The organism is Loktanella sp. 3ANDIMAR09 (assembly GCF_001420005.1).
Lineage (GTDB): Bacteria > Pseudomonadota > Alphaproteobacteria > Rhodobacterales > Rhodobacteraceae > Loktanella.
The window spans coordinates 100546-113561 of sequence record NZ_LJAK01000006.1; the positions used below are offsets into that span (position 1 = coordinate 100546).

Here is a 13016-nt window from a genome sequence, read left to right on the forward strand (position 1 = left end):
TTTGCGCAGCAAATTCCATCATAGCGCCAGCAACGCGTCGACAAGGCGATCAGCACCCTGACGAAACGGATCGACAGTCGGCAGGCCCAGTTCACGTTCGACACCGGCCAGATAATCTTCGAACACATCGTCGCCCAGACCGGAGGTGTTCACCGAAACGCCCACCACCTGACAGGCAGGATTCGCCATGCGCGCAATCTGCAATGCCAGATCGCGCAGGTCCGCCAGCTGCGGCACTGCATAATCCGGCAGGCCGCGCATATGGGGCCGGGTTGGTTCGTGGCACAGCACCAGTGCGTCGGGCTGGCCACCGTGGACCAGCGCCATTGTCACGCCGGAATAGCTGATGTGGAACAGGCTGCCCTGCCCCTCGATATGGTCCCAGTGATCGGCGTCATTGTCTGGCGTCAGCCATTCGACCGCACCGGCCATGAAATCGGCGACCACGGCATCCAGCGGCACACCTTCGCCCGTGATCAGGATTCCAGTCTGACCGGTGGCGCGGAACGACGATTTCAGGCCACGCGCCTTCATCGCGGCATCCATGGCGAGGCCCGTATACATCTTGCCCACCGAACAATCCGTGCCCACGGCAAGACAGCGTTTGCCGGTCCGTTTCACCCCGTTGGCGATCGGATAGGCGACGGTTGGCACGCGCACATCATGCAAGGTGCGGCCATGCGCTGTTGCAGCAGCGACCAGATCGGCGTCGTCGCGCAGCAGGTTATGCAGGCCGGACGCCAGATCATAGCCCGCGGCAAGCGCGTCCAGCAGGACCGATTTCCACAGGGGTGAAATCTTGCCACCCCGGTTGGCCACGCCGATCACCAGCGTCTGCGCGCCTGCGGCGCGGCCCTCGGCCAGTGTCATGTCGGGCAGTTTCATATCGGCCTGGCAGCCGTCCAGGCGCAGCTGACCCAGCGCGTATTGCGGACGCCAGTCACGGATGCCCTGTGCGACCTTGGCCGCCAGCGGGTCGGGCGCGTCGCCCAGAAACAAGAGGTATGGCGTGTTGATCATGGTGATATCCTGTGGGGGTTGGCCCACTGTCTGACACAGTGCTTGCGGCTTGAAAAACAAAAAACCCGGGCGCGAACGCCCGGGTCAGGAATGCAAGGGTTAGAGGGGAGGATTAACCCTTTGCGAAATCCGGGTAGGCTTCCATGCCCAGCTCGGAGGTGTCGAGACCGTTGATCTCTGCCTCTTCGCTGACGCGGATACCGGTCACGGCCTTGAGGATGAACCAGACGATACCGGCAACCACAAAGGTGAACACACCGTAGGCGATGATACCCGTGATCTGAGCGCCCCAGTTGCCGGTGTAGAAGGCAACAGCCAGCGTGCCCCAGATACCTGCGAACAGGTGGACAGGGATGGCACCGACGACGTCGTCGATCTTCAGCTTGTCCAGCAGCGGCACGGTGAACACGACGATTGCGCCACCCACAGCACCCGTCAGCAGCGACCCGAACAGGGACGGCGCAAGGGGTTCGGCCGTGATGGACACCAGACCGGCAAGGCAGCCGTTCAGGACCATGGTCAGGTCGACCTTCTTGTAGAGGACCTGCGTCAGGATCAGCGCGGTGACGGCACCAGCCGATGCGGCCATGTTGGTGTTGGCAAAGATGCGGCCCACGTCGGTGATGTCGCCCACGGTGCCGGCAGCCAGCTGCGAACCACCGTTAAAGCCGAACCAACCCAGCCACAGGATGAACGTACCCAGTGTTGCGAGTGCAAGGTTCGAACCCGGCATCGGAACAGTGCGGCCATCCTTGTACTTGCCGATACGCGGGCCCAGGATCAGCGCGCCAGCCAATGCAGCCCAGCCACCGACAGAGTGCACGATCGTGGAACCTGCAAAGTCGGAGAAGCCCAGTTCGGACAGCCAGCCGCCACCCCACTGCCAGGAACCCGAGATCGGGTACATGAAGCCGGTCAGCACGATCACGAAGATCAGGAAGGGCCACAGTTTGATACGCTCTGCCAGTGCACCGGACACGATGGACGCGGTGGCGGCAACAAACATCAGCTGAAAGAAGAAGTCGGATGCGACGGATGCGTAATCCAGCGATGCATCGGCGGCGGCCAGACCGACCGGTTCCAGTACCGTCGGCACAAAGTTGAACGCAAAGTAGCCGTTGAATTCGCCCGGATACATCAGGTTGAAACCAACCAGCCAGTACATGATGGCCGCGATGGAAAACAGCGCGATGTTCTTGGTCAGCTGCATCGTCACGTTCTTGGACCGCACGAGGCCAGCCTCGAGCATGGCAAAACCCGCTGCCATCCAGAACACCAGAAAGCCGCCCACGAGGAACAGCAATGTGGTCATGATATAGGGGCCGATTTCGTCGAACGACGGCGCGGCGGCGGCTTCTTCGGCGACCTCCTGAGCGAAGGCGACCGCAGGCAGGAATGCCAGTGCGGCCCCGCCCCAAAGTGCTTTGTGAAGTGTGGTTTTCATTTCGGAAAATGTCCCTTTACTGAAGGCCGCTTTACAGCGCGTCGTCGTTCAACTCGCCGGTCCGGACGCGCAGCGCGCCTTCGACGTCGAGGGTGAAAATCTTGCCATCACCGATCTTGTCGGTCTTGGCGGTGGTGGCGATGGTGCTGACCACCTGTTCGGCCATGTTGTCAGGCACGACGATCTCGAGCTTGACCTTTGGCACAAAGTTCACGGCGTATTCCGCGCCGCGGTAGATTTCGGTGTGACCCGACTGCGAGCCGAAGCCCTTGATCTCGGAGACCATCATGCCGCGCACGCCGATGGTGGTCAGCGCCTCGCGGACCTCCTCCAGCTTGAACGGTTTGATCGTTGCAATGATGAGTTTCACTTAATCGCCCTCATGTAATGGGGCAGGCCACGCAGAGGCCCGCGGTTAGGATGGGACGATCAAGGACTCGCGGTTGCGTGATAGCCAAGTTTTCAAAGGGTAAATAAAACGGCGCTACAGAGCATGCGTTATAGTTTTTGCACAAATTTGCATCTTTGCCCGTTTTTTGAGCACCTCAAAAATGTGCGATGCTGGCGGGACAACCGGGTTGCGGACCGCTATGGTAGGCAAAACCAAGAAATGCTGATCGCAGGCCCATGAGCAAGAATCGCAAGACATCGCGCCCTTTGGTGGCAGAACGCCGGGCGGCAAAGCCCAAGCCCGCAAGGCGCGGTGCAACCCCGCGCCCCCGCAAGAAACGCGGTCTGGTGGGTTGGTTGCTGTTTCCATTCACCTGGACGCTGCGCCTGATCTGGCGGCTGACAATGCGGCTGGGCGTGGTCACCGCCATCGGTATCGCAATCGCCGTGCTGTACTTTGCGGCACAAATGCCCCCGATCGAGGACATGGTGGATGGCCGCACGCGCGGGTCGGTGACCCTGCTGGACCGCAATGGCGACGTGTTCGCCTGGCGCGGCGATCAATACGGCGGGATGGTCACCGCAGAAGAAGTGTCGCCCTACCTGCACGATGCCGTGGTCGCGACCGAGGACCGCCGGTTCTATCGACATTTCGGGATCAGCCCACGCGGCGTGGCCAGTGCCGTGCGCATCAACCTGCGCGAGGGACGCGGCCCGCTGTCGGGCAATGGCGGGTCCACGATCACACAGCAGACCGCAAAGCTGCTGTGTCTGGGCGTGCCGTTCGACCCCGACACATGGGACAGCGAGCGCGCCTACGAGGCGGACTGCCGCCGCACGACGATCTGGCGCAAGGTCAAGGAAGCGATCTATGCCATGGGCATGGAGGTCCGCTATTCCAAAGAGGAAATCCTGTCGATCTACATCAACCGCGCCTATCTGGGCGAAGGCGCGCGCGGGTTCGAGGCCGCGGCACAGCGCTATTTCGGCAAATCCGCACGCAGCGTCGATCCGGCAGAGGCCGCGATGCTGGCCGGACTGCTCAAGGCACCTTCTTCCTATGCGCCGACCAACAACATGGGCCGCGCCGTGGACCGCGCGGCGGTCGTCGTCGGCCTGATGGAGGATCAGGGCTATATCACATCCGCGCAGGCGGATGAGGCGCGGGCCAATCCAGCACAGCTGTCGCAGGCGGCACAGGCCCGCGCAGGCGGATATTTCGCTGATTGGGTGATGGGACAGGGTCCGGATTTCTTTACCCGCAACACGACCGAGGACGTGGTGATCCGCACCACGCTGGATCAGGACATCCAGACAGCTGCGGAAACCGCCCTGCTGTCGGTGTTCGACACCAAACTGTCAGAAGGATCAAAGGTCGAGGCCGCCGTGGTCGTCATGTCGGCGGATGGTGCCGTGCGCGCCATGGTCGGTGGACGCGACGTGCGCGCGCAAAGCGCGTTCAACCGCGCGACACAGGCCCGCCGCCAGACCGGATCGGCGTTCAAGCCGTTCATCTATGCAACGGCGCTGGACCTCGGTTTTTCACCCAATGACCTGATCGACGACGTGCCGTTGACCATCACGATCCCCGGATCGGGGCCGTGGCAGCCCGAAAACTATGACCGTCAGTTCAAGGGTCCGGTGACACTGTCACAGGCCCTGTACGAAAGCCGCAACATCCCCGCCGTCGTCCTGTCCGAAGAGGTCGGCCGCGAGCTGGTCAGCCAGGTTGCCGAAGGGTTCGGGATCGACAGCGAATTGGCCGCGGGGCCGGCGCTGGCGCTGGGTGTATCCGAAAGCACGCTGATCGAGATGTCGGGGGCCTATGCGGGCATCCTGAACGGCGGGTCGGCGGTGGAACCCTACGGATTGCTGGACCTGCGGTTGCAGGGGGACGATGCGCCGTTAATGGACAACGTGGGCACGGGCATGCAGGAACGGGTGATCCAGGAACGTGCGGCGCGACAGCTGACCTACATGATGAACCAGGTCGTCGTGCGCGGCACGGGCACGCGCGCGCAGATCGACGGCTGGGAACTGGCCGGCAAATCGGGCACGACGAACAGCCAGCGCGACGCCTGGTTCATCGGGTTCAACGCGGATTACGTCGTGGGCGTCTGGATGGGGTTCGATGACAACAGCCCCATGCGGGGCGTCACGGGCGGCGGCATTCCCGCGGATATTTTCCGCGACACCATGCGCCGTGTGGTGGCCGGGCAGCAGCCAAAGCCGCTGCCCATGGACATACCCGGTCCGGCCCGCAATGGCACCTTGTCCAATTCGGGGATCGCGGCGGATAGCCAAATCCTGAACGTGCTGGACAATATCCTGGGCGGGCTGGGCGGCAATTAATCCAGCGGTTGCAGGTGCCGTTCCAGCTGTGCGCGCAGATGTTCGTGCTGGCTGGGCAGCTTGAGCGCCTCACCCAGGTTAGCTGTGTCTTCGTCGCGGTCAAAGCCGGGTTCGTTCGTGGCGATTTCGAACAGCACGCCGCCGGGGGTGCGGAAATAGATCGCCCAGAAATAGTCCCGGTCGATCACCGGCGTGACGGCATAGCCCGTGTCGATCAGTTTCTGCCGGACCGCGACCTGTGCTGCGCGATCCTCGACCGCGAATGCGATGTGGTGGACCGATCCGGCCCCGGCCCGCGCCTCGCGCGCATTCGAGGCCTGCACGAGGTCAATGGTATCGGCGGGATTGTCGCCCGCGATGACATAGCGGGTCACACCGTCGCGGGTGTCCAGTTTTTCATAGCCCATGTAGGTCAGCAGTTCAGCCATGGCACCCGTGTCGGCCAACCGCATGGACGCGCCCCGGAAACCGCGGATCGCATGGTCGGACCCGACGCCGTTCCCGGTCCAGGGCGTCCGGGGATCATCCGCGACCTCTGACAGGGCGAATGCCTCGCCGTCGTCACTGCGAAAGGTCAGGCGATTTTCGCCAAACTGCGTGTCACGCGCAAGGTTCTCGGCACGCCCTGCCAAACGATCCGCCCAGAAATCAAGTGATCCCGCAGGCACGGCGAACACGGTTTCACCGACCTCGCCCACTCCCGGGGTGCCGCGCGCGGCGCGCTGGAACGGGAAATGGGTCATGACCGTGCCGGGGGTGCCGACCTCGTCGCCGTAATACAGATGATAGACATCCGGCGCGTCGAAATTGACCGTCTTTTTCACACGGCGCAGGCCAAGCGCGTCGGTAAAGAACGCGTTGTTGCGCGCGGCGTCTGACGCGATGGACGTGACGTGGTGCAGGCCTTTGATCTGGGTCAGCATGGTCGTGCTCCTGTGCTAGGTTGCCAGATAGGTAGCCTGAGATCGCGCATCCGCACAGGTCGATGCGCCCTCAGAAATTGTGCAGGGATGCACAGATGGATCAGTCCCGCGCCGCCGACAGACGGTCCATCGTATCAAGGTAGCTGCGTGTCCAATGGGCGACATCCTTGCGGAACACGCCGCGTGCTAGCGCCTGATGCCGGTCGATCCGTTCCGCCAGCGGCATGGCCAGTGCCTGCCGCAGCGCCCGTGCCATTTCGCCGATGTCATAGGGGTTCACGATCAGCGCAGAGGCCATCTGTTCCACGGCCCCCGCGAATTGCGACAGGATCAGCACGCCGGGGTCATCCGGGTCCTGTGCGGCGACGAATTCCTTGGCCACAAGGTTCATGCCGTCGCAGAACGGCGTGACGAACCCCACGTCTGCGGCACGGTAAACGGCGGCCAGCGTGTCACGCGGCACGCCGCTGTGGATATAGCGGATCGGCGTCCACCCCAGATCGGAATGCAGGCCGTTGACCTTGCCAGCGGTGCGTTCCAGATCCTCGCGGATTTGCTGGTAGGCGTCGACCTCCTCACGCGTGGGCGGCGCAATCTGTAGCAGCGACGCCTTGGGCGCATCCTCGGCGCGGTCACGCAGGTAGCGGCCAAAGGCGCGCAAGCGGTTGTCCAGCCCCTTGGAATAATCCAGCCGGTCGACCCCGATCACCAGCCGTTCGTCGGGGGCGAAATTCAGCAGTGCGCGACCGTCGATCCGGGCGGCCTCTGCGGCAAAGGCCGCGGCGTCAATCCCGATGGGAAAGCTGCGCACCTCGAACCGGCGATCGCGATAGGAAATTGTGCCGTCGCGCAGCAGTTCGGCCCCCGGCAGACCGCGCAGCATTTCCAGTGCCGCGGCCACGTCGCGCTGCGTTTGCAGGCCGAACAGGTCGAACCCCGCCATCCAGCGGGGAAACAGGTCATGCTGCGGCAGGGCCATCATGTCATGGGTCGCGGGGAACGGGATGTGATGAAAATAGCCGATGGTCGCGGTGACGCCTTCGGCGCGCAGGCAATCGGCCAGCGGCAGGAAATGATAGTCGTGAATCCAGATGCGGTCATCCGGGCGCAGTTCTGCCGCCATCATTCGCGCCAGACGCCGGTTCACCTGCATGTAGGTGTCGTAGTCGCCCGCGTTCAGCGCCATCAGGTCCGCCCTGCGGTGACACAGCGGCCAAAGCACCGAATTGGCATAGCCAAGGTAGTAGCCCTGTTGCTCAGCCGGGCTGAGATCAAAGGTCCGCATGGTGTAGCCGTCACCCTGCACCTGGGCAAAGCTGTCGTCGGGATCATCGGTGATCCGACCCGAGGTGCCGAACCACAGACCACCCGTCGCCCGCAGGCAATCGTGCAGCGCGACCACCAACCCCCCGGACGGCGGCCCGTCAGACGGGACACGGTTCGAGACGACGACCAGCCGCCCGGTCATGGCTGCACCGCCCAGCGCCGCAACAGCGCATGCACGTCTGACGGCGCATCCAATCGGTGCGGGGCGATGGTGTCACCCTCGCCTACCCTGATACAAATTCCGTTCATGGTCTGGGCGACCTCCATCGCGTCTTCGTCTGTTGTGTCATCACCGATCACCACGGGACGGACGTGATCGGGCTGCCCGTCCATCAAGGCCAGCACGGCACCGGCCTTGGACGCATCGGCAGGCCGGATTTCCCACGCCATTTTCGACGCATGCAGCACCAGATCGGGATGGTCTGCGATCATGTCCGACAGCGCGGCCCGGACCGCCGGCCCCTTGGTCGGGGCCGCGCGGTAGTGCACGACAGCGCCTGTTTTCTTGCGTTCCAGCAGCAGTGCCGGATCGGTCGCGACCAGATCGGCGGCGGCGGCCTGCACGGCGGCGACCGTCGCGCTGCCCGCCAGCGGATGGGGCCGGTCGATGCCGTCCACGCGGGATTCGGCCCCGTGCGCGCCATAGATTGCACCGGGAAACGTCGGCAGAAAATGCGCAATCTGCGCCACCTCGCGGCCTGACACGATTGCAAGCCGTCCCTGCATCCGGTCATGCAGACCCGCCAAGAGCGCGGGCAAATCGTCGGGGACATGGATTGCATCAGGTGTCGGCGCAAGGTCGACCAACGTGCCGTCGAAATCAAGAAACAGATAGAGCCTGCGCAGGTCGAGCGTGGCGAGTTCGGTCATGGAATCGGTCACAGTCGCTGGGGATTTGACCCCACCATGCCCCCCTTGATCCCAGATGACCAGATGCCGCACCCGATCACCAGGGCGTTAACTGCCGCAACGTCAACCATCGATCCTGCAAAAAAGCTAGACCAGTTTAATCTAGTTAATACCGTGACACTTTTGCCCTCCCTACAAGACGCTTAAGAGATTGCCCCCGCCAGTCGTCGTTTTGCGACGGCCAGCCGAAATACTGGATTCGAAAATCATGAAAACTTCTGGACAAAGCGCGTTCCTGACGCGGATGACCCATCTTGCAGAACTGTCGTTGTCCGACCGTGCGGCACTCGCGGCGCTGGAACAGAACCCGACCCAACTGGCCAAACGCCAGACCGTATTCGCACCCGGATCACCTGATGACCGCATCGCGATCATCCGGTCGGGTCTGGCGATTACACGCATCACGTCGGGCGCCCAGACGACCATCGCGCAGCTGTTCATGGCAGGCGATGTGGTCGGATTGTCGGAACTGGGTTTCAGCAGCGCGCTGTATCAGACCACGATGCAGACCGATGGCACCGTCAGCCTGATCAGTCGCAAGCGCCTCGGCGACCTTGCACGGACGAACCCGCGCATCTTTGCGATGCTGCTGTCGATGGCGAGCCTTGATTCCGTGACCCTGCTGGACCGGCTGCATGCCGTGACACGCTATTCCGCCGAAGATCGCCTGATGCATTTCCTGCTGACCGTGCAGGCCAAGACCGATCAGGTCAGCGAACAGGGATCGGACCGTTTCCCCATGCCGCTGTCACAAAAAGAGATTGGCGACGTTCTGGGCCTGACGGATATCTACGTGAACCGGCTGCTGCGAAATCTGCAAAAACGCGGCGCGCTGGAAATCGCGCGCCCCTATTTCAGGATCATCGACAAGCCGGCCTGGGTTGCGCAACTGGACTACAAGGACCGTTTCACGGCGGTCGATTTCAGCTGGGCTGGATAAAGAAAAGGGGCGCTGCGGTCATCCGCAGCGCCCCTTTTCGCGGCTCAGTGCTTGGCCGCGGATTTTGTCTTGGCCTTGACCTCTTTGGCCGAGGATCGCGCCTTGGTCTCGACCTCGTGTGCGGCATCCTTGGCCGCCTCTGTCGCGTCATCGACGGCGGATCGTGCCGCACGGGCGGCCGTGTCCGTCACATCGCGCGCCGCTGACGTCATTTCCGTCTGCGCCGTGTCCAGCGCGGCGCGGGCGCGGCTGCTTTCCTCCTGAAAGATGCGCTCGGCCTCGTCCATCAGGGCATCGCGCTGCGCGCCTAGATAGGAATTCTCGGTGCGCGTCTTGGGCAAGAGCGCCGCAACAGCTGCACCAAGTGCAAAGGCCAGTGCGCCGATCACCAGCGGTTGCCGGTCGAACAGATCGGTCGCGGCATCCGACCCATCGTGCATCGTACGGCGCGCGCTGCGTTGGGCACGGACGGCGCGTTCGCGGGCCGCGATCACGCGGGCGCGGGCCGCGTCGGACAGATGTTCGGTGCCTTCGGCCAAACGGTGCCGCAGATCGTCGATGCGGCTGTTGGTTTCAGATGCCGTGTCACCGGGGGTGCCGGGCACCATTGCGGGGGTGGGACGTGTATCGGTCATGTCAGTTCCTTTCTGTCGCGCCAGCGTTGCTGCGCGTCGTCAGTTCATCATCGGCACGCGCCCAGGACGGACGCGGATCGTATGTCGGTGTCGCTGCGTCATCCAGGGCCGCGGTATCGCGGGCCCAGCGGTCCGCGTCGCGTTCCAGTTCAGCCGCCGCCATATCCGCAGGTGACAGGTCGTAATCCGTCACACCGCGCACCGGCGCGGATTTGGTCGGCGCATAGCCGACGCGGCGTTTGGGTTCGGGTTTCAACGCGCTGTAGGCGAGCCAGGCAAGGCCAAGCCCCGTCACCGCCAGCGGCCAGGGATTCTTGCGCGTGGTGCGGGCAACGGTCGTCCCGGCGCGCGTCAACTGCGTGCGCAGTTCGGCACCGACCGCGCCTGTCACCTCGACCACCTGACCGCGCAGACTGCGTTGCAGCTCGTCGATCTGGCTGCGGACCTGCTGGCGCACCTCGTCCATCAGGCCATCGACGGTCAGCCGGTCCTGCAAGGCGTCCAGATCACGGGTCAGGCGCGCGCGCTCTGCCTCGATTTCCTTTTCGATCTCGGCCGGTGTGCGATTATCAGCGGTCATTGTAGGCCTCCTTCATCATCGCGGCGTCACGTTTGATGTTCCGCGCCGCGCGCGACGGTGCGAGGCTGGACAGTTTCAGACGCTTGACCCCGATCACGGCAAAGATGACCGCGGCCACCAGCGTGATGACACCGATGATCAGCGTCGCCAGAATTTCGGCCACGCCCGCCAGCACAAGGGCGCTGACGGCGGTGGTGACCAGAACGGTCAGTGCTATGAACAACAGCACCAACCCCACGACGATCAGCGCCAGCGCGCGGGCTGCACGTTTGAGGTTTTCATCAACCTCGGCACGCGCCAGATCGACCTCTTGGCGCAACAGGTTGCCGATGCTGTTCAATACATCCGACAGCAGCGAACCGGTGCTGCGCGGGTCCTTGGATGTCTGCATGGGTTACCCCCGACCGACGATATCGTCGGGATCAGTGTCACGCCCGTAGTCCGTGCCATAGTCGTCGTGACGTTCAGACGCCTTGGCAAAGCGGCTGATGGCGAAACCGGCCAGTGCTGCACCGGCGAGGAATGTCAGCGGATGACGCCGGGCAAAGTTGCTGGCGTCGCTGACGACCGTTCCCAGATCCTTGTTGCCGATGGTTTCCGACACATCGGCCAGCGAATTGGCAATCTGTCCAAAGGTGCGTTCCTGCGGGCTGCCGTCGCGGCTTTCGTCAGCGGCGCGGCGCAGGGCTGCGGCGACGTTGTTCACCTCTCCTGCGGCGGCACTGCGGGCGGCCTTGGCGCGGGCGGTCACTTCGGATTTGACCGTTTCGCGCGCATCTTCTGCGACGGATTTGGCGTGTTCCTTGACGTCCTCTACCACGCTCTTGGCCTGGGCCTTGGCGTCGTTCACGGCGTCGTCGATCTCTGTTTTGGCGTCTGCCATCGTGCTGTCCTTTCGGCTGCGCGAGCGCGTGACCGTCGGGCGGTCACGTCGTCCTCACGAAACATTCATTGTGGATACAATGCGCGGGGCGCGGGAATGTTCCTGCGTCCTGCGACCGAATGTCACGATGGTCACACTATGGCAGGTTCAGTCGCCGTAACCGTCGGGGTTTGCGCTTTGCCAGGCCCAGGTGCTGGCGGCCATGTCGTCCAGCGTGTGCGTGGCCTTCCACCCCAGTTCGGCCTGCGCCCGCGACGCATCCGCCTGCATTTTCGCGATATCGCCCAGACGACGCGGGGCGATGGCCGTGGGGATCGCCTGCCCGGAGGCCCGGCGAAAGGCGGTCACCATCTGCATCACGCTATAGGGCTGACCGGTGCCGATGTTGAACGCGCGCGCACCCGTGTGCCCGGCCGCATAATCGAGTGCCGCGACATGAGCGCGAGCCAAATCGACCACGTGGATATAGTCGCGTTCCCCCGTGCCGTCGGCCGTGTCGTAATCATCGCCAAAGACCTGCACCTGATCGCGTTTGCCCACCGCAACCTGTGCGATGAACGGCATCAGGTTGTTGGGATAATCCGCAGGATCCTCGCCCATCCGGGCCGACGCATGGGCCCCCACGGGGTTGAAATATCGCAGCAACACCGCGCTGGCCTGACTGTTGGCCGCAGCCCAGTCGGTCAGCACGTGTTCCGCCATCAGTTTTGTGCGACCGTAGACCGACATCGGGTTGGTGGGGTGCGCCTCGTCGTAGGGCAGGTATTCGGGTTCGCCGTAAACGGTGGCAGAGCTGGAAAAGATGATGCGCTGCACACCGTGCCGGTCCATCGCATGCAGCAGGGCCAATGTGCCCGCCACGTTCACGTCGTAGTAATCGACAGGTTTGCGCCCGCTTTCGCCCACGGCCTTGAGGCCCGCGAAATGGATCACCGCCTCGGGCGCGAAATCGGTCATCACCGCATCAAGGGCCGATGCATCCCGGATATCGCCCGTGACGCAGGACACCTTGCCGTTGGTCAGGCTGCGCACCCGGTCGAGGACAACGGGTTTCGCGTTGGTGAAATTGTCCAGCACGCAGACCTCGTGCGCCTGCCCCAGCAGTTCGATCAATGTGTGGCTGCCGATGTAGCCTGCCCCGCCGGTGACCAATACGCGCATCATGACCCCTCGTGTCGTTTGCAGCGTGGTTTAGGCGGTCGCGGGCCGCAGTTCAATCGCGCTGTTCGGGGTGTGCCACCGGGCCGCCGGCGGCGGTCCAGCCGCCGAACCCTTCGGTGATGTGGGACGCAACGAACCCCATATCCTGCAAGGTCGCGACCGTCAGCGCCGACCGCCACCCCGAGGCGCAGTAGAAAACGAACCGTTTGTCCTGCGCAAAGATATCCTTGTGATACGGGCTGGCCGGATCGACCCAGAATTCGGCCATGCCACGTGGACAGTGGAAACTGCCGGGGACATAGCCGTTCTTGCGTTCGCGCACGTCGCGAAGGTCGACGAACACCACGTCGGGGTCGTCGGTCAGGGTCAGGGCCTCGGTCGCGGGGATCTGCGTGATCCGCGCGCGGGCGGCGGCAACCATGTCTGCAACGGGCGTGATCGTCATGTCAGCCT

Annotated in this window: 14 protein-coding genes; 2 read left to right on the forward strand and 12 right to left on the reverse strand. The window is 63.5% G+C overall.

All coding sequences use genetic code 11. From position 1 onward, the window contains the following. Window positions 1-18: 18 nt before the first annotated feature. From dgcN to AN189_RS10720, 3 genes are all read right to left on the reverse strand, one after another. The gene (gene dgcN, locus AN189_RS10710) at window positions 19-1020 is read right to left on the reverse strand and encodes an N-acetyltransferase DgcN (protein ID WP_056035753.1); all 1002 of its coding nucleotides are present in this window, start codon (window positions 1018-1020) and stop codon (window positions 19-21) included. Between the two features lie 112 nt (window positions 1021-1132). Next, window positions 1133-2464: an ammonium transporter gene (locus AN189_RS10715; protein WP_056035346.1), complete on the reverse strand. Its 1332-nt coding sequence runs from the start codon at window positions 2462-2464 to the stop codon at window positions 1133-1135. A 31-nt stretch (window positions 2465-2495) separates the two neighbouring features. Further along, window positions 2496-2834, reverse strand: a complete 339-nt coding sequence (locus AN189_RS10720; protein WP_056035349.1) for a P-II family nitrogen regulator — start codon at window positions 2832-2834, stop codon at window positions 2496-2498. Window positions 2835-3091: 257 nt separating this feature from the next. Here AN189_RS10720 and AN189_RS10725 point away from each other — a divergent pair, with 257 nt between their 5' ends. Next, window positions 3092-5206: a transglycosylase domain-containing protein gene (locus AN189_RS10725; RefSeq protein WP_056035352.1), complete on the forward strand. Its 2115-nt coding sequence runs from the start codon at window positions 3092-3094 to the stop codon at window positions 5204-5206. On the opposite strand, the gene AN189_RS10730 is transcribed toward AN189_RS10725, so the two are convergent. From AN189_RS10730 to otsB, 3 genes are all read right to left on the reverse strand, one after another. Next, the gene (locus AN189_RS10730; protein ID WP_056035355.1) at window positions 5203-6129 is read right to left on the reverse strand and encodes a VOC family protein; all 927 of its coding nucleotides are present in this window, start codon (window positions 6127-6129) and stop codon (window positions 5203-5205) included. The two genes, AN189_RS10725 and AN189_RS10730, sit on opposite strands and share 4 nt — an antisense overlap. A 100-nt stretch (window positions 6130-6229) precedes the next feature. Next, window positions 6230-7597, reverse strand: a complete 1368-nt coding sequence (locus AN189_RS10735; protein ID WP_056035358.1) for a trehalose-6-phosphate synthase — start codon at window positions 7595-7597, stop codon at window positions 6230-6232. After that, on the reverse strand, window positions 7594-8325 hold the full coding sequence (gene otsB, locus AN189_RS10740; protein ID WP_157057455.1) for a trehalose-phosphatase: 732 nt from the start codon (window positions 8323-8325) through the stop codon (window positions 7594-7596). Before otsB ends, AN189_RS10735 begins: the two co-directional genes overlap by 4 nt. A gap of 247 nt (window positions 8326-8572) precedes the next feature. Between otsB and AN189_RS10745 the strand changes: the two genes are divergently transcribed. After that, the gene (locus AN189_RS10745; RefSeq protein WP_056035364.1) at window positions 8573-9304 is read left to right on the forward strand and encodes a Crp/Fnr family transcriptional regulator; all 732 of its coding nucleotides are present in this window, start codon (window positions 8573-8575) and stop codon (window positions 9302-9304) included. Between the two features lie 44 nt (window positions 9305-9348). On the opposite strand, the gene AN189_RS10750 is transcribed toward AN189_RS10745, so the two are convergent. The 6 genes from AN189_RS10750 to AN189_RS10775 form a co-directional block, all read right to left on the reverse strand. Continuing rightward, window positions 9349-9939 (reverse strand): hypothetical protein, encoded by a 591-nt coding sequence (locus AN189_RS10750; RefSeq protein ID WP_157057456.1) that lies wholly within the window; start codon window positions 9937-9939, stop codon window positions 9349-9351. A 1-nt stretch (window position 9940) separates the two neighbouring features. Beyond that, a complete protein-coding gene (locus AN189_RS10755; RefSeq protein WP_056035371.1) occupies window positions 9941-10519 on the reverse strand; it encodes a DUF3618 domain-containing protein in 579 nt (192 codons plus the stop codon). Beyond that, window positions 10509-10910 (reverse strand): phage holin family protein, encoded by a 402-nt coding sequence (locus tag AN189_RS10760; protein WP_157057457.1) that lies wholly within the window; start codon window positions 10908-10910, stop codon window positions 10509-10511. The genes AN189_RS10755 and AN189_RS10760 overlap by 11 nt, the downstream gene beginning before the upstream one ends. 3 nt (window positions 10911-10913) lie before the next feature. Beyond that, entirely contained in the window at window positions 10914-11402 is a 489-nt protein-coding gene (locus AN189_RS10765; RefSeq protein WP_056035374.1) for a hypothetical protein, read from the reverse strand. A gap of 147 nt (window positions 11403-11549) precedes the next feature. Next, complete coding sequence (gene galE / locus AN189_RS10770) at window positions 11550-12563, reverse strand: UDP-glucose 4-epimerase GalE (RefSeq protein WP_056035377.1); 1014 nt, start codon at window positions 12561-12563, stop codon at window positions 11550-11552. 52 nt (window positions 12564-12615) lie between these two features. After that, window positions 12616-13008 (reverse strand): rhodanese-like domain-containing protein, encoded by a 393-nt coding sequence (locus tag AN189_RS10775; protein ID WP_056035380.1) that lies wholly within the window; start codon window positions 13006-13008, stop codon window positions 12616-12618. Window positions 13009-13016: the final 8 nt, after the last annotated feature.

Coding starts and splice junctions, on each gene's coding strand:
- otsB (WP_157057455.1), bottom strand. CDS start 8,325: ATGACCGAACTCGCCACGCTCGACCTGCGCAGGCTCTATCTGTTTCTT.
- AN189_RS10765 (WP_056035374.1), bottom strand. CDS start 11,402: ATGGCAGACGCCAAAACAGAGATCGACGACGCCGTGAACGACGCCAAG.
- dgcN (WP_056035753.1), bottom strand. CDS start 1,020: ATGATCAACACGCCATACCTCTTGTTTCTGGGCGACGCGCCCGACCCG.
- AN189_RS10730 (WP_056035355.1), bottom strand. CDS start 6,129: ATGCTGACCCAGATCAAAGGCCTGCACCACGTCACGTCCATCGCGTCA.
- AN189_RS10755 (WP_056035371.1), bottom strand. CDS start 10,519: ATGACCGCTGATAATCGCACACCGGCCGAGATCGAAAAGGAAATCGAG.
- AN189_RS10745 (WP_056035364.1), top strand. CDS start 8,573: ATGAAAACTTCTGGACAAAGCGCGTTCCTGACGCGGATGACCCATCTT.
- AN189_RS10760 (WP_157057457.1), bottom strand. CDS start 10,910: ATGCAGACATCCAAGGACCCGCGCAGCACCGGTTCGCTGCTGTCGGAT.
- AN189_RS10715 (WP_056035346.1), bottom strand. CDS start 2,464: ATGAAAACCACACTTCACAAAGCACTTTGGGGCGGGGCCGCACTGGCA.
- AN189_RS10735 (WP_056035358.1), bottom strand. CDS start 7,597: ATGACCGGGCGGCTGGTCGTCGTCTCGAACCGTGTCCCGTCTGACGGG.
- galE (WP_056035377.1), bottom strand. CDS start 12,563: ATGCGCGTATTGGTCACCGGCGGGGCAGGCTACATCGGCAGCCACACA.
- AN189_RS10775 (WP_056035380.1), bottom strand. CDS start 13,008: ATGACGATCACGCCCGTTGCAGACATGGTTGCCGCCGCCCGCGCGCGG.
- AN189_RS10725 (WP_056035352.1), top strand. CDS start 3,092: ATGAGCAAGAATCGCAAGACATCGCGCCCTTTGGTGGCAGAACGCCGG.
- AN189_RS10750 (WP_157057456.1), bottom strand. CDS start 9,939: ATGACCGATACACGTCCCACCCCCGCAATGGTGCCCGGCACCCCCGGT.